Source organism: Streptomyces sp. NPDC024632, from assembly GCF_055559175.1.
Genome location: NZ_JBVHLD010000008.1, coordinates 381,052 through 400,605, shown reverse-complemented (window position 1 = coordinate 400,605; position 19,554 = coordinate 381,052). Strand labels below are relative to the sequence as shown.

The window sequence follows — 19,554 nt, the reverse complement described above, 5'->3', positions numbered from 1 at the left end:
CCCCCCCCCCCCCCCCCCCCCCCCCCCCCCCCCCCCCCCCCCCCCCCCCCCCCCCCCCCCCCCCCCCCCCCCCCCCCCCCCCCCCCCCCCCCCCGACCGGGTGGGACACAGCGGACGGGGCGCGCCGGTCAGCCGAGGCGGAAGCGCTGTGCCGCCGTCCCGTTGCAGTCCCACAACTGCACGGGATCCCCGGCCTGCTGGCCGTTGTCCTTGTCGTCGAGGCAGCGGCCCGACTGCGGATTGAACAAGGTGCCGTCGGCCCGGCTCTCCCACACCTGGGCGCCCGTGCCGTTGCAGTCCCACAGTTGGGTCCGTGTGCCGTTGCCGGTGTTGCCGCCCACCGCGTCGAGGCACTTGCCGAAGGTCCGCAGCGTGCGGTCGCCGGGCGCGGACCAGCGCTGCGCGTCGGAGCCGTTGCAGCCGGACAACTGCACGGGCGTGGCGGAGGCCGGATCGGCGTTGGTCACGTCCACGCACAGGGCAGCGGGGCCGGAGACCGCACCGGGCGGCAGCTTCCACGACTGCGCGGTCACACCGGCGCAGTCGTAGAGCTGGAGCTGTACGGCGCCGGGTGTGGTGTTGCCGTCCGGCACGTCGAGGCAGCGTCCCGAGGCCGGATTGAGCAGGCTGCCGTCGGAGCGGTGCGTCCAGGTCTGCGAGGCGGCACCCGAGCAGCCCGCGACGCTCACCGGCGTACGGTTCGCCGTCCCGCCGCCCGTGGCCGTCAGGCACTTGCCGAGGAGCCGGACGGTACTGTCGGCCTGGTACGCGACCTGCTGGGCCGCGCTGTGGTTGCAGCCCCACAGCTGCACGGCCGTCCCGTCGTCGGCCACCCCGCCGCGCACGTCGAGGCACAGGCCGCCCGCGCCGATCACCTCGCCGGACGCCGGGTTCGCGGACGCGCTGCCTGACAGCGTCACGGTGTGCGAGGAGCCGAGCGGGAGCGCGCCCGTCGTCACCGTCACCGTCCTGCGGTTGACGTTCCACGACCACGCGGTCTCCGGGACCTGCGCCCCGTCGACCGAAACGGCGGTCGGCGCCTGCGAGTTGGACAGCCGCAGGGTGTAGGCCCGGGAGGTCGGCGCGCCGCTGAAGGAACCGGTCTGCGCGCCGATCGTCAGTGTCCGAGCCGCCTCACTCCACGACAGGGGCGCCTCGGTCGCCTGGCCGCTGCGATAGCCCGTGCCCTCGCCGGCGTCGGAGTAGACCGAGAAGGCCCCGTCGGCACCCGCGGCGACATTCACCGTCACCTGCGTCAACGGCCGCTGCCCCTGGTTGTCGACGTAGTCGGTGCGGGTGGGGAGGATGCCGCCGGCCTTGATCAGCACCGGCATCCGGGACAGCGGACCGGTGATGGTGACGGTGGCGGGCCCGGTGTAGGTGCGGCCGGTGAAGTAGTCCGTCCAGCTCCCCGGCGGCACCCACACCGACGCGGAGCCGTTGCCGCTGGAGTCGTTGGGCGAGGTGATCGGCGCGACCAGGACGTCGTCGCCGTACAGGTACTCGCCGGTGGCGCTGTAGGCGGCGTCCTGGGACGGGTAGTCGAGATACAGCGGCCGGACGATGGGCACACCGGTCGCGTTCGCCTGCTGTGCGAGCGTGTACGTGTACGGGACGAGCGCCTCCCGCAGCCGCAGGAAGGACTCGGCGCTCGCCGCGGCAGCGCCGGTGTAGTTCCACGGCAGCCGGTCGCCGTGGTCGGAGTGCAGCCGGTCCACCGGCTGGAAGGTGCCGAATTGCACCCAGCGGGCGTACAGATCGTCGGCGAGATGACCGCCGTGGAAGCTGCCGATGTCATGGCTGACATTGGAGATCCCCGCGGCGGCCTCGGCGGCGGTGAACTTCGCCTCGAAGGCGAGCATGTCCCACGTCGCGGGCGTGTCGCCGGTGAACTGCATCGAGTTGCGCCGCTCGGACCAGGGCCCGACCGGGTAGTTGCTGTTGTCGCTGCCCTCCTCCGAGCCGCCGATCCGTGCGAAGGAGAAGCCGCGCAGCCCCTTGGCCGCCGCGTCGTCCGCATAGGCCTGGTTGATCAGATTGTCCGGCCCCACATGCGGATCTGACGCGGTCGAGGCACCGCAGTTGGTGCAGTAGTCCAGCCACCACTCCCGCACGCCCTGTTGCTCGAAGGGCTGGTGCAGATCGAGATAGGCGGCCAGATGCGCCGGGTTGGACCAGTCGAAGGCGTACGTGCTGCCGCCGTCGGGCAGGAGGCCGCCCGCGCGGGAGTTGGCCGCGGCGAATTTGGGGTCGCCGCTGTCGATGGTCGGGTGGATGTTCATCGACACCGCGAGACCCTGCTGCTTGGTCCAGTCGAGGAATGCCCGCGGATCGGGGAAGAGCGAACTGTTCCAGTTCCAGCCGTTCCACTGCGTCGGCGACTTCCAGTCGGTGTCCACCACCAGCCAGTCGATCGGCGTGTTCGTGCTGCGGAAGGTGGGCAGCAGCGAATTCTCGTAGTCGGCCGTCGAGTAGCCGTAGTACCGCGAGTACCACACGCCGTAGGCCGACTCCGGTAGCAGATTGGCGCCGCCGGTCAGGGAGTTGAGGTCGGCGAGGCCCTGCTTGTAGTTCTGGCCGTAGCCGAAGAAGTAGCCGTCCTGGTACGGCTGGGCGCCGTGCGAGGGACGGTCGGTCACCGCGTGCGCGCCCGACAGCAGAGCCGTCCGGGTGTCGTCCAGCAGGTACCAGCCGTCGCGATCCAGGATCCCCGGGTGCTCGGGCACCGGCACGGCCGCCGGATTGTCCAGTGTCCGGGACCAGCCGCCGAGGGTGTTCGTCGGCCCCGCGCCGTAGCCGGTCGTGGTGAGCGCCGTCGACGCGGCCGGGTACGCCGTGGTGCCGACCGGGGTGACCGCCAGGCTGTCGATGTTGACCCGGCCGGTGTCACCCGCGTTCTGCACGATGCTCAGGGTGTTGGTGCCGGCGGTCAGGTGCACCGTGGCGGACGCGGTCGACCAGGCGTTCCACGACGAGGTGGCGGGCAGGCTGAGCGCCGGGCCCGCGGTCGAGCCGACCCGGGTGGACAGGGTGCCCGTACCGCCCGCCGCGTTGGAGTAGCGCACCCACAGCCGGTAGTCGCCGGTCGACGGCACCGCGGAGACGTCCTGGGTGAGTCCGCTGCCCGTGTGCTCGTATCCGGCGACGAAGCCGGAGCCGGTGTGCCCGGTGTGGTCGTAGGCGGCGACGCCGTAGCCGCTGAGCAGCGAATTCTCAGCCTCGCAGGCGGAGTTGACCGGGCAGTAGGAAGGAAACGCCGGTTTGGCGGTCACCCCCGTGCCCGCCATCGTCACCGTGAGGTTGGCCGCCGTGAAAGGGCCGCTGCCCCGCTTGTAGCGCAACGTCAGCCCGGACGTCGTGATCTCGCGGTACCCGTCCGCGGTGACGTCCGTGGTGACGTCGGATACGGGGAAGGACCGGTTGACGGCGTTGAACGTCGTCCCGTCCTGGAAGGCGGCGTCGCCCGCGTACTCCAGCCGCACCAGGGTCGGACTGAGCACCTCGAAGCGGGCGTTCCCGTCGGTGATGACGGAACTCGACGCCGTGGCCCGCGCCGGCGGGGCGGCCTGCCGCGCCACCGCGCTGTCGACGGCGGTGACCGACAGCAGCGCCAGGCATGAACCCAGCACGAGCGCCCGGCTCCTGCGGGGCGAGAGAGGTGATCCGACGCGGCGTGGGCGCATGGGCATGCCTTCCGTAGTCCTCGACAGAGCCTGACATCGTTGTCCATGGTCCAATTCGCCGTGCGGGAAGCGGAGTTGAGTTGACCGGCGCGACGAGGCGAGAGGGCGCTCCCTGAAGCTAGCCATTGGTCGTGTATGCGTCAATACGCCGCACGGGCCGCACGGGCCGCACACGGCGGTCGGCGGTGTGTCACTCCGGTCGACGCGCCTCGACGGCCCCGCCCCGTCCCGTCACCGCGCTGACGCAGCGCGAGACACCACCGGTCGCACCAGAAGCCGGAAACAGCCCGGATCCCCGCGGCGGTGTCCGCGCCACAGTCCGCAGCGTCCGGTCGTCATGGTGAGGACAAGGAATTGCGGAGCGGTACGGGGTGATACGGGTCTGGCGCGCACTCGGAATCGAGTGCGCCTGTCGTCGAGGCACGGTGACTATGGCGCCCGACCGCATGTCCCGCTCATCGCCAGGACACTTGTCACCAGCTGATGGATACCGTTCCGTGACATTATCCGCGCATGTCAGTGTGGGCGTGGGGCAAGCGCGCGAGTGGGAGGTACAAACTATGGGACCGCTTCTGCTCGTTCTTCTGCTCGCGTTGATTCTCTTCGGCGCCGGGTTCGCCCTCAAGATTCTGTGGTGGGTGGCGATCGTCGTCCTGGTGGTGTGGCTGCTGGGATTCGTTGTCCGCTCGACGAATTCCGGTGGCAGCCGTGGCCGCTGGTACCGCTGGTAGCGACGCACTTCGACCTGCCACTGAGCGGTGTCCGCCCCTCGCGGGGCGGACACCGCTCAGTCGTATTGCGACAACGTTCTCCGATGACGGGTACACCGTATATTTCGGGACAGGATGACAATGCTGGGGCGCCGCCCGCATCACCAGCGGTTCCACCTCCAGCGGGCAGCGCTCCAGTGCCCGCGACCGGGCCGGGGCGACCCCGGCACTGGCATTCAGGGGCAGTGGCATTCAGCGGCATTGACATCATTGACATTCAGCGTTCAGGAACGCGGCGCTCATTCCGCGCCGCGCACGGTCTTGTCCGCGCGCGGTATCGGGTGTTCGGCATGTCCCGTCCGCGCTCACCGCGGACGGGGCCGGACGAGCTGACCTCTCAGGCGAAGGTGTCGCAGGCCGAGACGGCTCCGGAGGTGTAGCCCTTGGTGAACCACTGCTGGCGCTGCGCCGACGAGCCGTGGGTCCAGGTGTCCGGCGTGACCTTGCCCTGGTACTTCTGCTGGATACGGTCGTCGCCGACAGCGGCCGCCGCGTCCAGGCCCACAGTGATGTCGGCCCGCGTCAGGTCGGTGATCAGCGGCTTTCCGCTCGCGGGGTCCGGGGTGGTCGTGGCGTGGTGGGCCCACACTCCGGCGTAGCAGTCGGCTTGGAGTTCGAGTTTCACCGAGCCGCTGTTCTCGCCCTGGCCGCTGCCGCGCGAGATGGTGCCGCTGAGGTCCTGAATGTGGTGTCCGTATTCGTGCGCGATGACGTATGCCTCGGCGAACGGGCCTCCCTTGGCACCGAACTTGCCTGTGAGCTCGTCGAAGAACCCGAGGTCGAGGTAGACCTTGTCGTCGGCGGAGCAGTAGAAGGGGCCGACCTCCGACGTCGCCTCCCCGCAGCCGGTGTTGACCCTGTCGGTGAACAGCAGGGTCGGCGCCTGGGTGTAGGACTTTCCTGCGGCTGTCTCCGTCTGCTTCCAGAATGCCTGGACGCTGTCGACCACGGCCACGATCCGGCAGTCGTCCTTCTTGTTGGCGTCCGCCCCGGTCCGGCAGTTCGCCGCGAGATCGCCGGGCGCGACGCCCTGGGAGCCGCCGGATCGCGCGGCGCTGTCAGAGGTGCCGCCCGAGCTGAGCAGACCCGGGTCCACTCCGAACACCACAGAGGCGATCACGACCAGCAGCCCTACCACCCCACCGCCCACGGTCTTTCCGCCACCGGGAATCCCGCCCCGTGTGCCGCCTCGGTTGTCCTGCACCTCGGAGGTGTCCAGGGCGGCATCGTCGTCGAACTGCATCAGCTGACTCTCCCTCACAACACGCCGGTACGCCGTGTCTCACCGGGGGCGTCTACCCAGCCGAACAGACCTCATCTGGTTGTGCCCGGACCGTGTTCCGAGGGGTCGCCGTCCGCCGGAAGCCCTCCCGGCGGCAGTCACCTGGATCACCGACCCGGGAGAGTCGACCGTGCGGAGGGACGCCGCGGCTAAGTCGGCGGGGCGGCTGTCCCACGCGGCTCTCATATCGGAACGGTCGGGCGGGTACCGGCCTGTGATCGAGGCGCCGAGGTACGGGACGACCCGTTACGGCGAGGCGTCCGTCGCCGACGGCCGTGCCCCCCTCATGGCTCGGCCCGCCCGCACATGGTGTGCGGGCGGGCCGGGGCCGCCCAGTGTCGCTCAGCCTCCGGACTCAGCGCGGCGACAGGCGGTAGAGCGCCGCCGCGCCCGCTTTGAGGTGGACCTTCAGCGTGCCGTGCTGGGTCGCTCCGCGGTAGCGGCCGGTGGCCGGCTCGAAGGTCGCCACGCTTCCGACGTGCGCCTGGTTGACGCCGAGCCGCACCGAGGCGGGGGCGTCGGGGTTGCGGTTGGCCACGAGCAGGTAGCGGGTGCCGTCGTCCTGCGTGTTCCTGAAGAGGCCGATGACGGCGGCGTCCCCGGTGGCCGAGGTCAGGTGGTCGCCTGGGGTGAAGGCCACTGCGCTCGGCGGCAGCGGGCCGTCGTTGGCGTGTTGGACCGACTCCGAGCGGAGCGGCTTGAGTTGGCGGCCGACCGGCTGGAGCCAGGTGCGGTTCAGCCTGCGGGCCGCGCCGTACAGCGGGGTCTGCTTGCCGTCGGCGGTGATCAGCGCCTTGGTGAAACCCTCGCCACGGGCGGGGTCCGGCGTCCAGTAGGTGAAGTACTGGATGCCCTTGCAGCCGTACGCCAGGCTGATGTTGGTCTGCCAGGCCAACTGCGAGGCGGTGGGCACCCGGTGGTTGTTGTAGCCGACCGACTGGATGAACGTCCACGCCGGCAGACCGGACTTCAGCGACGCCTCGCGGTAGATCGCCCAGTTGTCGAAGTAGTTGAGGTCTATGCCGTCGGTGAGGATCGGGTACCGGTCGAACGAGATCAGCGGCGGCTTGACGGTGTCGATGTACGCCTGCACGAAGGCCGCGTAGTCCGGGCCGTTACCCGGCACGAGGTTGGAGTACGGCAGCAGCCCCGGTGCGACGTCACGCACGATGCCGGTGAGCGCCCCGACCGTGGGGAATCTGGACTGGGCCGGTTCGTCGAAGACGTTGAACCCGGCGAGCGAGGGGTGGTTCGCGTAACTGGCCAGTGCCGCACGCACCCATGACGTCGCGTCAGCGGTGGTGAGCGAGGACGGCACGCTCCGGTCATCGGTGACCGACAGGTACTGCGCGATCGCCTGGATCCGGGGGTCGCCCGAGATCAGCACTTTCAGGCCCACCTGGTCGGCCATCTGCAAGGCGTAGCCGCCGCTTTGCGGATCGAATTGGTAGTTGCCGGTGATCAGGAAGGTGAACCCGGCGTCCTTGATCTCCTGGTAGCGGTCGAGCGTGGTCTCGTACGGGTGCGGCGGCCAGAACAGCCCGATCGGGAAGTCCGGCCCTCCGGTGAGCGGAAGGTCCACGCTCGCGGCGGAAGAGTCCGCCGCGCCGGCGGCGTGCGTGCCGTCTCCGGCCCCCACCGAACTCAGCGCCCCGGCGGTCGGGTCGCCGGGCCCCGGCGCGGCCGCCGCCCGGTTGGCGGCCAGTCCGCCCGCGGCGAGTACACCGGCGCCCAGGCCCGCGGCCTGTAGCAGCGTCCGGCGGTGCATCGGCTGTGAAGCGCTGGAGAGGGAGGAGTTCTGTTCTGGCATGGCCTACTCCGATCGTTGGAACGCGGGAGCGGGGAGGGGGCTGAAGGTCCCATCGGTGCACCGGCGACCGTGGCGGACGCACACATGCTGGCAGACGGTGGTGGTTCAATCAACCACGATGCGCAGAAATGATGAATGAATCATGCAGGACGCGGCGTGCACCGCCGCGCCCGCGCCCCGGTATCGGCGGCCGGGCTCGGCGCACTGAACTCGGCGCACTGAAACTCGGCGCGCTGAACTCAGCGCCCGCGGCGCCCCTTCACCATGTGGTCGCCCGGGATGTGCCCGGTGAGCGCCATGGACGCGCTGGCCCGGCCGTACGACAGCTGCGCCACGCGCACGTACAAGCAGTCGATCAGCACCAGCACCGAGTGCCGGGCTCCGATGCTGCCGGCGCGGAAGGAGGTCTCGGCGGTTGCGGAGATCAGCCGGACCTCAGCGGCCCGCGCCAACGGTGACCTGTGGTCGGCGGTGATCGCCACTGTGGTGGCGCCCCGCGCGCGGGCGAGTTCGAACGGCTCGATCGTCTCCCGGGTCGATCCGGAGTGAGAGATGCCGATGGCGACATCGGCCGGGGTGAGCAGGGCCGCCGACGTCGTGGCGGCGTGCACCTCGTTCCACCCGCGCACCGCGCATCCGATCCCGAAGAGCCGCAGCTCGGTCTCCACCGCCACCGCGCCGCTGCCGCCGACGCCGTACACGTCGATCCGCCGCGCTCGGGCGACCGCCTGGGCCGCGCGCTCAAGCGACGCCAGGTCGATGGTGTCCAACGTCCGCTGCACCGCGCCGAGATCTGCCTGGCCGACGACGGTGACCACCCGCCGCAAGTCGTCGTCGGGGGAGATGTCCGGCCCGATCTCCGAGGTGCCCCAGGCGGGCTCGTCGCCGCGCGCGCTCTCACGGACCAGTTCGATCAGCAGATGCTGGTACGACTCCAGGCCCACCGCGCGGCAGAACCGCGTCACCGTCGGCTGGGACGTGCCGGTGCGCCGCCCCAGCTCGGCGGCCGAGCAGCCGATCACGGAGTTGGGGTCGGCGAGCACCAGCTCGGCCACTTTCCGCAGTGAGCCCGTCAGGTGCGGCAGCTCGGCTCGGATCAGCGCTGTGACATCAATGCGCGCTCCCGCGTGGCCGTAGCCCTTGGCCTCCATACGGGTCCCCGATCGCTCACACCTGCCGGCCGTCCGAAAGGCCATGATGCCATGCGATTATGTCATTCATCGTGTATCGACCATGCAGACTGACAGATTCAGCCTGCTCGCTCCGGTACGCCGCGGACCTCCTCCGGCAGGCCCATGCGCGGCGGCCTCGACGGGGTGTCCCTCCTGGAGGTCTCCCGCTGGTCGGGGCGCTTTACAATTCAGATAACCGCGGACATCTATGGTCACCTGACCCCGGGCTCGGACGACAAGCTGAAGCGTGTGATGGACGAGGTACTGACCAGCGCCACCGTGCTGGTTCCGTGCTGACTTCGGCTCGCCTGCAAGGCAAAGCCGCAGGTGGGAGCAACAGCGTGAAATTCCTCAACGATATTCGGCCGCCGTACGACCTGACGTACGACGACGTCTTCATGGTGCCGAGCCGCAGCGCGGTCGGTTCCCGCCAGGGCGTGGACCTCAGGTCCCCTGACGGGACGGGCACCACCATCCCCCTGGTCGTGGCCAATATGACGGCCATCGCGGGCCGCCGGATGGCCGAGACCGTGGCCAGGCGCGGCGGCCTCGTCGTCATCCCGCAGGACATCCCCCACGACGTGGTCGCCGATGTCGTGGCCTACGTCAAGCAGCGCCATCTGGTGCTGGACACCCCGATCACGCTCGCCCCCTCCCAGACCGTCGCCGACGCGCTGTCCCTGCTGCCCAAGCGGGCGCACGGCGCGGGCGTGGTGGTCGAGGACGGGCGGCCGGTCGGCGTCGTCACCGAGTCCGACCTCAGCGGTGTGGACCGCTTCACGCAGCTCTCCGAGGTCATGTCCAGGGACCTGCTGCTGCTCGACGCGGACATCGACCCGCGCGAGGCGTTCAACCGGCTGGAGGACGCGCACCGCAAGCTGGCGCCCGCCGTGGACGCCGAGGGCCTGCTCGTCGGCATCCTGACCCGCAAGGCCGCGCTGCGCGCCACGCTGTACGAGCCCGCCGTCGACGCGAACGGGCGGCTGCGGATCGCCGCGGCCGTGGGCATCAACGGCGACGTGGCGGGCAAGGCCAAGCAGCTCCTGGACGCCGGGGTGGACACCCTGGTTGTCGACACCGCGCACGGCCACCAGGAGTCGATGCTCGCGGCGGTACGCGCCGTGCGCGCGCTCGACCCGCGGGTGCCGATCGTGGCGGGCAACATCGTGGCCGCCGAGGGCGTCCGCGACCTGATCGAGGCGGGCGCCGACATCATCAAGGTCGGCGTCGGACCCGGCGCCATGTGCACCACCCGCATGATGACCGGCGTCGGCCGCCCGCAGTTCTCCGCCGTCATGGAGTGCGCCGCGGAGGCGCGCAAGCACGGCAAGCACGTCTGGGCCGACGGAGGCGTCCGGCACCCGCGCGATGTCGCCATGGCGCTGGCGGCGGGCGCGTCCAACGTGATGATCGGCTCCTGGTTCGCCGGTACGTACGAGTCGCCGGGCGACCTCCAGCAGGCCGCCGACGGGCGGCTGTACAAGGAGTCCTTCGGCATGGCCTCGGCGCGCGCGGTCCGCAACCGTACGAGCGAGGAGTCGGCGTACGACCGGGCGCGCAAGGCGCTGTTCGAGGAGGGCATCTCCACCTCGCGGATGTTCCTCGACCCGGCCCGGCCGGGCGTCGAGGACCTGATCGACTCGGTCATCGCCGGGGTGCGCAGCTCCTGCACGTACGCCGGGGCCGCCTCGCTCGACGAGTTCGCGGAGAAGGCGATCGTCGGCATCCAGAGCGCGGCGGGCTACGCGGAGGGCAAGCCGCTGCACGCGAGCTGGAACTGACGCGCGGTCGGGCGCCGGTGCCTTCGCCGGTGCCCGTGGCCGCGCCGGTACCGGTGCCCTCGCCGGTGCCCGTCCCGGTGTCGCCAGGGGGCCTTGGTCCCGAGTCGTCGGAGATGTCTCTATCCTGCGAGCTGTGAAGCCGCTCAACGATCTCGACGAACGCATCGTGCACGCCCTGGCCGAGGACGCCCGGCGGTCCTACGCGGACATCGGCGCCCAAGTGGGCCTGTCGGCGCCCGCCGTCAAACGCCGGGTGGACCGGCTGCTGGCGGCGGGCGCGATCACCGGTTTCACCGTACGGGTCGACCCCGCCGCGCTCGGCTGGCAGACCGAGGCGCTGGTGGAGCTGTACTGCCGCCACAACACCTCGCCGGGCGACATCAGGCGCGGCCTGGCCCGCTACCCGGAAGTCGCGTCCGCCTCCACCGTCACCGGCGAGGCGGACGCCGTGGTCCAGGTCTTCGCCTCCGACGTACGGCACTTCGAGCAGGTGCTGGAGAAGATCGCGGGGGAGCCGTTCGTGACCCGCACCAAATCCGTGCTGATCCTCTCCCCGCTGCTGCGCCGCTACGGCGGAGGCGCCCCGGAGTGAGAGCGCGGAGTGCGCCTGCCGAGGCATAAGTTGGGTAATGTCGCAAATCATGCGAATTGTGGCTGAAGTCACCCGATCGGGGTACAACGGGTACTGAGGCCAGATCGGCCCCGGCAGCACGAAGGAGGCGACATGATCACGCGTGAGCAGATTCCCAAGGTCATGGGCCATGCGGTGCATGACGCTCAGGGGAAGAAGATCGGCGAAGCCGCCCACCTGTACCTGGACGACGCCACGGGCGAAGTCGAGTGGGTCGCGGTGAAGACCGGTTTCTTCGGCAACAACGAGACATTCGTGCCGACGCGTGCCGCCCGCCTGGTCGAGGACCATCTTGAGGTTCCGTACGAGAAGGACCAGGTCAAGGGCGCGCCCAATGTGGACGTGGACTCGGGCGGACACCTCTCGGCGTCGGAGGAGCAGAACCTCTACCGCTACTACGGCATGGAAGCCAGGTCCGGCGGGTCCGTGGGCCGCGCCGCGAACGGGCAGGGCGCCGGGACCGGCGACGCGAAGGCCGGAGCCGCCGCCGGTACGGCCGGTGCCGCCGGAGTGGCCGCAGGCACCGCCGCTGGCCGTCACGCGCGGACCGCGGACACCGGAGCGCCGAGCACCGACAAGACCGCCGCGGCCCGCGCGGGCGCGCCGGTCGCCTCCACCGGCAAGGACACGCCCGCCATGGCCTCGGGCGCACCGCAGCGCCTCGCCGCGGACGGTCTCGACCCCGAGAGCGAGACCATGATCCGCTCCGAGGAGGAGATGCACGTCCGGGTCGAGCGGGAGACCATCGGCCAGGCGCGGCTCCACAAGGTCGTGGACGTCGAGGAAGTCGAGCAGACGGTGCCGATCCGGCACGAAGAGGTCCACCTCGTCCGTGAGCCCATCGACCCGAAGACCGCCGCGGGCCGTACGGGCGACATCAGCGAGGCCGAACAGGTCGTCACCCTCCACGAGGACAAGGCGATCATCGAGACCGAGGTCGTGCCGAAGGAGCGCGTCCGCATGCGCGTCGACGAGCACGTCGAGCAGAAGACCGTGCACGGCCGGGTCCGCAAGGAGCGGATCGAGACCGACACGAGTCCCGCGACCACCGAGGAGACCAGCGGCTACGAGGGTGAGCAGGGCCGCAAGGACCGCCGCTTCGGTAGCTGAACCGACCTGACGGCCGGTCGAACGGCCTCACCGCACCACGCGAGCGGGCCCCCACCCCTGAATCCCGGGGTGGGGGCCCGCTTCCGTGCCCCCAGGACGCGCCCCGCGAGCCCCTCAGCTCGCGCCGCGCGAGCCCCTCAGCGGCGACCCGGCGCAACGAATCGCCGGTAGTGCCGGAGAAGACGCAACGAACAGCGGCAGCAGCCGCAATGATCGCGTCTTGCCGCCGCCGCGCACGGAACCGTACTGTCGAAGGAGTCCCGTACACCCCCTCTGAACAGGCGAAAGAGACCCATGGCACCGTTGCGCGCTGCGCTGTATCAGGGGCCGGGCGGCGTACCCGAGTCGGTGGACGCGGCGCTCGCCGGGTTCGAGGAGGCGGCTCGACGGGCCGCCGCGGGGGGAGCGCGGCTGCTGGTGACGGCCGAGCTGTCGCTGACCGGCTACGCGGTCGGCGACCGCCTCGCGGCGCTGGCCGAGGAGGCCGACGGACCGTCGGCGCGGCGGGTGGCGGAGATCGCCGCCCGGTACGGGATCGCCATCGTCTACGGCTACCCCGAGCGGGACGGTACGGCCGTGCACAACGCGGCGCGGCTGATCGGCCCGGACGGCGCCCCGCTCGCCAACTACCGCAAGACGCACCTGTTCGGGGACTTCGAGCGGTCCGCCTTCACCGCCGGTGACACACCCGTCGTACAGGCCGACGTCGACGGCGTACGGATCGGGCTGCTGATCTGCTACGACGTGGAATTCCCCGAGGCGGTACGGGCGCACGCGCTCGGCGGCACCCAACTCCTCGTCGTGCCGACCGCGTTGATGCGGCCGTACGAATTCGTGCCGCGCACCCTCGTCCCGGCCCGCGCGTACGAGAGCCAGCTGCACCTGGCGTACGCCAACCGCTGCGGGGCCGAGGGCGATTACCACTTCGCGGGGCTGAGCTGCCTCGTCGGACCGGACGGCGCGGTGCGCGCGCGGGCCGGGACCGGCGAGGAACTGGTCTTCGCCGATGTGGACCCGGCGCTGATCGACGCCGCCCGCGCGGAGACGCCGTATCTGGCCGACCGCCGCCCGGAGTTGTACCGCGCGCTCGGCTGAGCCCGCGCGCCGGAGTGTCCCGCGAGCGCCCGCAACCCCCCTTTTCCCGCACGCCAGTTCAGCCAGGAGAGCCGCCCCATGACGTCCGTGCCCACCGCGGTCCACGACGAGCAGCACGCCGAAGCCCAGGAGCAGCCGCCCGTCACCATGTTCGGTCCTGACTTCCCCTACGCCTACGACGACTTCCTGGCGCACCCGGCGGGCCTCGGCGCGGTGCCGCCCACCGAGCACGGCACGGAGGTCGCGGTCATCGGCGGCGGCCTGTCCGGCATCGTCACCGCGTACGAACTGATGAAGATGGGCCTCAAGCCCGTCGTCTACGAGGCGGACCAGATCGGCGGGCGGCTGCGCACGGTCGGATTCGACGGCTGCGACCCCGGCCTCACCGCGGAGTTGGGCGCCATGCGCTTCCCGCCCTCGTCCACCGCCTTCCAGCACTACGTGGACCTGGTGGGCCTGGAGACCAAGCCGTTCCCCAACCCGCTGGCGCCCGGCACGCCTTCGACCGTCGTGGACCTCAAGGGCGAGTCGCACTACGCCACCTCGGTGGACGACCTGCCCGAGGTCTACCACCAGGTGATGCACGCCTGGAACGCGTGCCTGGAGGACGGCGCCGACTTCTCCGCGATGCAACGGGCCCTGCGCGAGCGGGACATCCCCGTGATCCGGGAGATCTGGTCGGCGCTGGTCGAGAAGCTGGACAACCAGACCTTCTACGGCTTCCTGTGCGACTCCCCGGCCTTCGCGTCCTTCCGGCACCGGGAGATCTTCGGGCAGGTCGGCTTCGGCACCGGCGGCTGGGACACCGACTTCCCCAACTCGATCCTGGAGATCCTGCGGGTCGTCTACAGCGGCGCGGACGACGACCACCGCGGGATCGTCGGCGGCTCGCAGCAGCTCCCGCTGCGACTGTGGGAACGCGAGCCCGACAAGACCGTGCACTGGCCGAAGGGCACCTCGCTGCGCTCGCTGCACGCCGCCCGCGACGGCCGGCCGCGCCCGGCCGTGACCGGGCTGCACCGCACCGCGGGCAACCGGATCACTGTCACCGACGCGTCGGGGGACATCCGTACGTACCGCGCCGCCGTCTTCACCGCGCAGAGCTGGCTGCTGCTGTCCAAGATCGCCTGCGACGACTCGCTCTTCCCGATCGACCACTGGACGGCGATGGAGCGCACCCACTACATGGAGTCCAGCAAGCTCTTCGTGCCGGTGGACCGGCCGTTCTGGCTGGACAAGGACCCGCGGACCGGCCGCGACCTGATGTCGATGACGCTCACCGACCGGATGACCCGCGGCACGTACCTGCTGGACGACGGACCCGACCGGCCCGCCGCGATCTGCCTGTCGTACACCTGGTGCGACGACAGCCTCAAGTGGCTGCCGCTCAGCGCCCACGAGCGCATGGAGGTCATGCTGAAGTCGCTCGGCGAGATCTACCCGGGCGTCGACATCAGGAGGCACATCATCGGCAATCCGGTGACGGTCTCCTGGGAGAACGAGCCGTACTTCATGGGCGCGTTCAAGGCCAACCTGCCCGGCCACTACCGGTACCAGCGGCGGCTGTTCACCCACTTCATGCAGGACCGGCTGCCCGCCGACAAGCGCGGCATCTTCCTCGCGGGCGACGACATCTCCTGGACCGCGGGCTGGGCCGAGGGCGCCGTGCAGACCGCGCTCAACGCGGTGTGGGGTGTCATGCGGCACCTCGGCGGCGCGACCGACCCGCTGAATCCCGGTCCCGGCGACCGCTACGACGAGATCGCGCCGGTGCTGCTGCCGGAGGACTGAGCACGGGGCCCGTACGTCAGCTGCGACGGCCCACCGGCGTGAGCAGGCAGCGGCCGATCAGGCCGACGCCCGCGTCCAGGCGGCGCACGCACTCCTCGTACGCGTCCGGCCGGCCGCGCAGCGCCCACAGCAGCCGGGCCGCCGCCCAGGCCGCGTCCCGCGCCCGGTCCAGGCTCCACGAACCCACGACGTGGGTCAGCGGATCGGCGAGTTCGAGCAGGTCGGGGCCGGGCATCAGCTCTTCGCGCACGCGCTCCTCGACGGCGGTCAGGATCTCGCCGACACGGTCGAAGTCGGCGGCCAGGGCGGGGGGTTCACAGCCGGTGGCGCGGCAGGTGTCGACCACCGCCAGGGGAAGGTCGTGGCCGACATGGGCGTTGACGCCCGCCAGCGCGAACTGGAGCGGGTGGATGTCGCGGTGGGCGCGCATACGGAGCAGGGGCCGCCAGGACGCCGGCGCTTGCCTTCCCCCGGCGTCGTCCTCGACGGCCTTGAGGTAGCGGTTCGCGAACCGCACCGCCAACCGGGCCGCCGTCTCGGCGTCCTCGAAACCGTTCGCGGCCAACTGCCGCCCCACCGCGCGTGTCACCTCCACGTACACGGCGTTGAACACGCCCAGTCCGTCGCGGCGGCCCCCCACCCGCCGCATCCGCCCCACCACCGAGGCGACATCCTCGTCCGTCGTCCGCATCCCCCCACCCTCCCGGCCCGCTCCACCCCCGCGCCCGCGGCGCGACCGGTTTCACCGCCCGCACCACCCGTGCGGATCAGAGTTCGCCGGCTGGCGCGCCTGTGCGGGTGCGGCGCCGGACGCGCCGTTTAGAGGGCGCCCGCCGCGGCGGCGGACCAGACGGTGGGGTGGAGGGGGCGGAAGCCCAGCTCGTGGTGGATGCGGAGGGGGGAGGAGATGCCCTCCCAGGGGTCGGCGAGGGGGCGGTCGGCCATACCGGCAGGCACCTCGACGCCGTTGATCCAGTGGATGTCGAGGGCGGTGACCGGCGCGTCGTCGGTGATGTTGTAGATCCGCCCGGCCACACCGGGGGCGTACAGGACGCGCAGGAGGCCCTGGGCGACATCGGCGTGGTGGACCATGGACATCCGGCGGTGGGCGGGCCAGTCCCGGGCCCACCGCAGCGCCTGCGGCAGGTGCGGATCGCCCTCGCCGTAGACGAAGGAGAGCCGCCCGACGCGCACGTCGACCCCGCTGTTGCGGCCGAGGGCGAGCAGCCCGACCTCGGCCTCGCGCTTGGCGGCGGGATAGGCGCCCCACAGGGAGGCGCCGGGCAGCGTCTCGTCGTCCTCGACGGCCGGTCGGCCGCGGCCCGCGCCGTACACCAAGGTGGTGCTGACCTGCACGAAACGGCCCACGCCCGCGTCGGCGGCGGCGCGGCCGAGGCCGAGCGCGGCGTCGCGGTTGACGGCCCACGCCTCTTCGTCGGGGACACCGCGGAAGGCGGCGGCGATGTTGAGCACGGCGTCGGCGCCCGACACGGCCTCGCGGACGTCGTCGGCGTCACGCAGCTCGCCGACCACCGCCTCCGCGCCGAGCCGGGTGAAGGGCTCCGCGCGCGCCTCGTCGCGTACCAGGACGCGTACGGTGTCGGCGGTCCCCGCCCGTTGCAGCAGGCGGGGTACGAACCGGCGTCCGACCTGTCCCGTCGCGCCGGTGACCAGGATCTTCATGGGGTGCTCCTCGTGGTGCGGACCTGCGGCGGGACCCGGTGTTCCGCCGCTGTCTCCCACCCTGCGCGGCCCGGAGCGCGGGCGGCAGAGACCTCTCTATCCGGGGAGTGGCACTCCCTGGATAGCCGCGCCGCGCGGACGCATGCTGGAAGGGTGAACCGACCCGAGCTCGCCGACTTCCTGCGCCGCTGCCGCACCCGCCTCGCCCCCGCCGACGTGGGCCTGGCCGAGGGGGTCAGGCGCCGCACGCCGGGGCTGCGCCGCGAGGAGGTCGCCCAGCTCGCCGGGATGTCGGCGGATTACTACACGCGGCTCGAACAGTCCCGCGGCCCGCGCCCCTCGCGCCAGATGCTCACCGCACTGGCCCGCGCGCTGCGGCTGACCGCGGACGAGCGGGACCACCTGTTCCACCTGTCGGGGGAGGAGCCGCCGCGCGAGGCGGGCGGCAGCGGGCACGTCAGGCCGGGGCTGCTGCTGGTCCTCGACCGGCTGCACGACACGCCCGCGCAGGTGGTGAGCGACTTCGGCGACGTCCTCGCGCAGAACGCGATGGCCGCGGCCCTGCTCGGCGACGTGTCGGCGCGGCCGCCCGCGCTGCGCAATGTCGTACGGCGGATGTTCACCGACCCCTCCGCCCGCGCGCTGTTCCCCGAGGAGGACCACGAGACGCTGGCCCGTCACCATGTGGCGAATCTGCGCGCCGTGCTCGCGGCCCGCCCCGACGACCCGCGCCCGGCCGCGCTCGTCGCCGAACTGCGGGCGCAGAGCCCGCAGTTCGCCCGGATGTGGGACGACCACGAGGTCGCGGTGCGCCGCTCGGACACCAAGCGCTTCCGCCATCCGGTCGTCGGGGAGCTGGAGTTGGACTGCGAGGTGCTGCTCAGCCCCGAGCACGACCAGCGGCTGATCGTCTACACCGCGCGCCCCGGCAGCGCCGCGTACGAGCGGCTGCGGCTGCTCAAGGTGGTCGGCCTCCAGGACCTGGCCGTCGGCTGAAACGGTCCCCGGACCGTCGTCCCCGGCGCGCCGCGGAATGTGACTGTCACGGCCCAACTCCCTTCGTACGTACGGGCGATGGCGCCTACGTAAGGGGTATGGAGGCGCGCCTGTGCCATGGCGTATTCCCGCGGCATGATTTGCCCCCGGGTATGCCCAACAGTGAGTGAAGGGCCGCTAACGTGAAGACACGGTCCGGCGGGCACGAATCCCCCGTGCGTGCCCGCCGGACCTTCGATTCCCCGGGATTCCCAGGGGTTTCCCGGATCTTCCGGACCGTGCCGCCGCCCCGCGTGCCGAGTGCCCCGTCGACGTGTTCGCCGTAAGGGGAGGGCCGAGCGGGACCGTACGGCCTCGCCCGGCCGTCCCCTTACCGGATCAGTCGGCCGCGGCGGCGACCCCCGGCGCGGGCGCGGGGGAGGAGCCGGTGACCGTTTTGCCCGCGGCCGGGCGGACGACGCCCGCGCCCACCACCAGGCCGAGGGTGAGGACGGTGACCAGCGTGAAGGAGACCGTCAGCGAGGTGGCCCCGGCGATACCGCCGATCGCGGCCGGGGCGACCAGGCCCGAGGTGTACGTGACGGTGGCGACGCCCGCGATGGCCTGGCTCGGATTGGGGCCGCTGCGCCCGGCGGCGGCGAAGCACAGCGGCACGACCACGGATATCCCGATGCCGAGCAGCGCGAAGCCCGCGATGGCGGGCAGCGGCGAGTGCGAGAGCACCACCAGCAGACCGCCGAGGGTGGCGAGCACCCCGCCCGACCGCAGCGTCCGTACCGCGCCCAGCCGCCGTACCGCGAAGTCGCCGAAGAGCCGGGTGACCGCCATCGTGCAGGAGAACGCGGTGTACGCGACCGCCGCGATGCCGGGTGAGGCCCCGGCGACATCGCGCAGGTAGACCGCGCACCAGTCGGAGCTGCCGCCCTCCGCGAACACCCCGCAGAAGCCGATCGCGCCGATCACGAGCGCCGTGCGCGGCGGCAGGGCGAAGCGCGGCGGCGCGGCCTGGTCCGCGTCCGGCCGGATGTCGGGCGCCCCGGCGCAGATCAGGTAACTCGTCACCAGCAGCGCCGCGGCCATCGCGCCCAGATGGATCCTGCCGTCGAGCCCCGCGTGCGCCGCGGGCACGCCGATCGCCGCGCCCACCAGCGTGCCGACGCTCCACATGCCGTGCAGCCCCGACATGATCGACTTGCCCTTGCGGTGCTCCACCTCGATGCCGATCGCGTTCATGACGACATCCGCCATGCCCGCGCTGGCCCCGAAGGCGAGCAGTGCCAGGCACAGCCACGGCAGGCCCGGCATGACCGCGGGCAGCGCCAGTACGGCCGTCCACATCCCGAGCAGGACGCGCAGCGCGGTACGGGAGCCGAGGCGGTGCATCAGCCGCCCCGCCAGCGGCATCATCAGCGACGAGCCGATCGCGGGACAGGCCAGCGCCAGACCGAGAGCGCCGGGGCTCAGGGACAGATGGTCCTTGATCCACGGGATACGGGTGGCGAAGGTGCCGCTCGCCGCGCCGTGGACGGCGAACGCGATGGCGATGGCCATATGGGCCCGGCGGATCCGGGACGGAGCCGTCTTGTCGTCGGCGGCGGCGGTTTTCATGCGGCGTAAACTATCAGGAAGGCTCCCTGAAAGTTAAGGGGTCATCGGCTGCCACGAGACCGGGTTGCCGGGCCGACGGCTCAACGGGTTCACGGGCTCGATCAGTCCGCGCTCCCGTCGGGCACCCGCTCCGGGAAGCCGT

14 protein-coding genes are annotated in these 19,554 nt (G+C 71.5%); 7 read left to right on the top strand and 7 right to left on the bottom strand.

All coding sequences use genetic code 11. The features are described 5' to 3' along the window. Positions 1-128: 128 nt before the first annotated feature. Positions 129-3,629, bottom strand: a complete 3,501-nt coding sequence (locus tag ACZ37P_RS19710; protein ID WP_467347691.1) for a ricin-type beta-trefoil lectin domain protein — start codon at positions 3,627-3,629, stop codon at positions 129-131. A 614-nt stretch (positions 3,630-4,243) separates the two neighbouring features. On the opposite strand from ACZ37P_RS19710, the gene ACZ37P_RS19705 reads away from it, so the two are divergent. Further along, a complete protein-coding gene (locus tag ACZ37P_RS19705) occupies positions 4,244-4,414 on the top strand; it encodes a hydrophobic protein (RefSeq protein WP_355348845.1) in 171 nt (56 codons plus the stop codon). 376 nt (positions 4,415-4,790) lie between these two features. Here ACZ37P_RS19705 and ypfJ read toward each other — a convergent pair whose 3' ends face one another. The 3 genes from ypfJ to ACZ37P_RS19690 all read right to left on the bottom strand — a co-directional run bounded on the left by ypfJ (position 4,791) and on the right by ACZ37P_RS19690 (position 8,696). Continuing rightward, the gene (gene ypfJ / locus ACZ37P_RS19700; protein WP_391050588.1) at positions 4,791-5,696 is read right to left on the bottom strand and encodes a KPN_02809 family neutral zinc metallopeptidase; all 906 of its coding nucleotides are present in this window, start codon (positions 5,694-5,696) and stop codon (positions 4,791-4,793) included. 394 nt (positions 5,697-6,090) lie between these two features. Beyond that, positions 6,091-7,545 carry a hypothetical protein gene (locus ACZ37P_RS19695; RefSeq protein WP_467347688.1) on the bottom strand — a complete coding sequence of 485 codons (1,455 nt, stop codon included), beginning with the start codon at positions 7,543-7,545 and terminating at the stop codon, positions 6,091-6,093. A 239-nt stretch (positions 7,546-7,784) separates the two neighbouring features. Further along, positions 7,785-8,696, bottom strand: a complete 912-nt coding sequence (locus ACZ37P_RS19690) for a MurR/RpiR family transcriptional regulator (protein ID WP_355347049.1) — start codon at positions 8,694-8,696, stop codon at positions 7,785-7,787. 362 nt (positions 8,697-9,058) lie between these two features. Between ACZ37P_RS19690 and ACZ37P_RS19685 the strand changes: the two genes are divergently transcribed. The 5 genes from ACZ37P_RS19685 (at position 9,059) to ACZ37P_RS19665 (ending at position 15,125) form a co-directional block, all read left to right on the top strand. After that, on the top strand, positions 9,059-10,498 hold the full coding sequence (locus ACZ37P_RS19685; protein ID WP_391050593.1) for a GuaB1 family IMP dehydrogenase-related protein: 1,440 nt from the start codon (positions 9,059-9,061) through the stop codon (positions 10,496-10,498). Positions 10,499-10,631: 133 nt separating this feature from the next. After that, positions 10,632-11,090 (top strand): Lrp/AsnC family transcriptional regulator, encoded by a 459-nt coding sequence (locus ACZ37P_RS19680; RefSeq protein ID WP_355347055.1) that lies wholly within the window; start codon positions 10,632-10,634, stop codon positions 11,088-11,090. A 132-nt stretch (positions 11,091-11,222) separates the two neighbouring features. Then, positions 11,223-12,239 carry a PRC and DUF2382 domain-containing protein gene (locus ACZ37P_RS19675; protein WP_355347058.1) on the top strand — a complete coding sequence of 339 codons (1,017 nt, stop codon included), beginning with the start codon at positions 11,223-11,225 and terminating at the stop codon, positions 12,237-12,239. A 294-nt stretch (positions 12,240-12,533) separates the two neighbouring features. Beyond that, on the top strand, positions 12,534-13,334 hold the full coding sequence (locus tag ACZ37P_RS19670) for a carbon-nitrogen hydrolase family protein (RefSeq protein ID WP_467347686.1): 801 nt from the start codon (positions 12,534-12,536) through the stop codon (positions 13,332-13,334). 78 nt (positions 13,335-13,412) lie between these two features. Beyond that, positions 13,413-15,125 carry a flavin monoamine oxidase family protein gene (locus ACZ37P_RS19665; protein ID WP_467347684.1) on the top strand — a complete coding sequence of 571 codons (1,713 nt, stop codon included), beginning with the start codon at positions 13,413-13,415 and terminating at the stop codon, positions 15,123-15,125. A 16-nt stretch (positions 15,126-15,141) separates the two neighbouring features. Here ACZ37P_RS19665 and ACZ37P_RS19660 read toward each other — a convergent pair whose 3' ends face one another. Further along, entirely contained in the window at positions 15,142-15,816 is a 675-nt protein-coding gene (locus tag ACZ37P_RS19660) for a DUF5995 family protein (protein WP_467347682.1), read from the bottom strand. Between the two features lie 128 nt (positions 15,817-15,944). Then, complete coding sequence (locus ACZ37P_RS19655; RefSeq protein WP_467347680.1) at positions 15,945-16,808, bottom strand: NAD-dependent epimerase/dehydratase family protein; 864 nt, start codon at positions 16,806-16,808, stop codon at positions 15,945-15,947. Positions 16,809-16,961: 153 nt separating this feature from the next. Here ACZ37P_RS19655 and ACZ37P_RS19650 point away from each other — a divergent pair, with 153 nt between their 5' ends. Next, positions 16,962-17,804 carry a helix-turn-helix transcriptional regulator gene (locus ACZ37P_RS19650; protein WP_355347073.1) on the top strand — a complete coding sequence of 281 codons (843 nt, stop codon included), beginning with the start codon at positions 16,962-16,964 and terminating at the stop codon, positions 17,802-17,804. 378 nt (positions 17,805-18,182) lie between these two features. Here the strand turns inward: ACZ37P_RS19650 and ACZ37P_RS19645 are convergent, their stop codons facing one another. Continuing rightward, positions 18,183-19,412, bottom strand: a complete 1,230-nt coding sequence (locus ACZ37P_RS19645) for an MFS transporter (protein ID WP_467347678.1) — start codon at positions 19,410-19,412, stop codon at positions 18,183-18,185. Between the last annotated feature and the right edge of the window lie 142 nt (positions 19,413-19,554).

Coding starts and splice junctions, on each gene's coding strand:
- ypfJ (WP_391050588.1), bottom strand. CDS start 5,696: ATGCAGTTCGACGACGATGCCGCCCTGGACACCTCCGAGGTGCAGGAC.
- ACZ37P_RS19655 (WP_467347680.1), bottom strand. CDS start 16,808: ATGAAGATCCTGGTCACCGGCGCGACGGGACAGGTCGGACGCCGGTTC.
- ACZ37P_RS19660 (WP_467347682.1), bottom strand. CDS start 15,816: ATGCGGACGACGGACGAGGATGTCGCCTCGGTGGTGGGGCGGATGCGG.
- ACZ37P_RS19705 (WP_355348845.1), top strand. CDS start 4,244: ATGGGACCGCTTCTGCTCGTTCTTCTGCTCGCGTTGATTCTCTTCGGC.
- ACZ37P_RS19670 (WP_467347686.1), top strand. CDS start 12,534: ATGGCACCGTTGCGCGCTGCGCTGTATCAGGGGCCGGGCGGCGTACCC.
- ACZ37P_RS19695 (WP_467347688.1), bottom strand. CDS start 7,545: ATGCCAGAACAGAACTCCTCCCTCTCCAGCGCTTCACAGCCGATGCAC.
- ACZ37P_RS19665 (WP_467347684.1), top strand. CDS start 13,413: ATGACGTCCGTGCCCACCGCGGTCCACGACGAGCAGCACGCCGAAGCC.
- ACZ37P_RS19690 (WP_355347049.1), bottom strand. CDS start 8,696: ATGGAGGCCAAGGGCTACGGCCACGCGGGAGCGCGCATTGATGTCACA.
- ACZ37P_RS19645 (WP_467347678.1), bottom strand. CDS start 19,412: ATGAAAACCGCCGCCGCCGACGACAAGACGGCTCCGTCCCGGATCCGC.
- ACZ37P_RS19675 (WP_355347058.1), top strand. CDS start 11,223: ATGATCACGCGTGAGCAGATTCCCAAGGTCATGGGCCATGCGGTGCAT.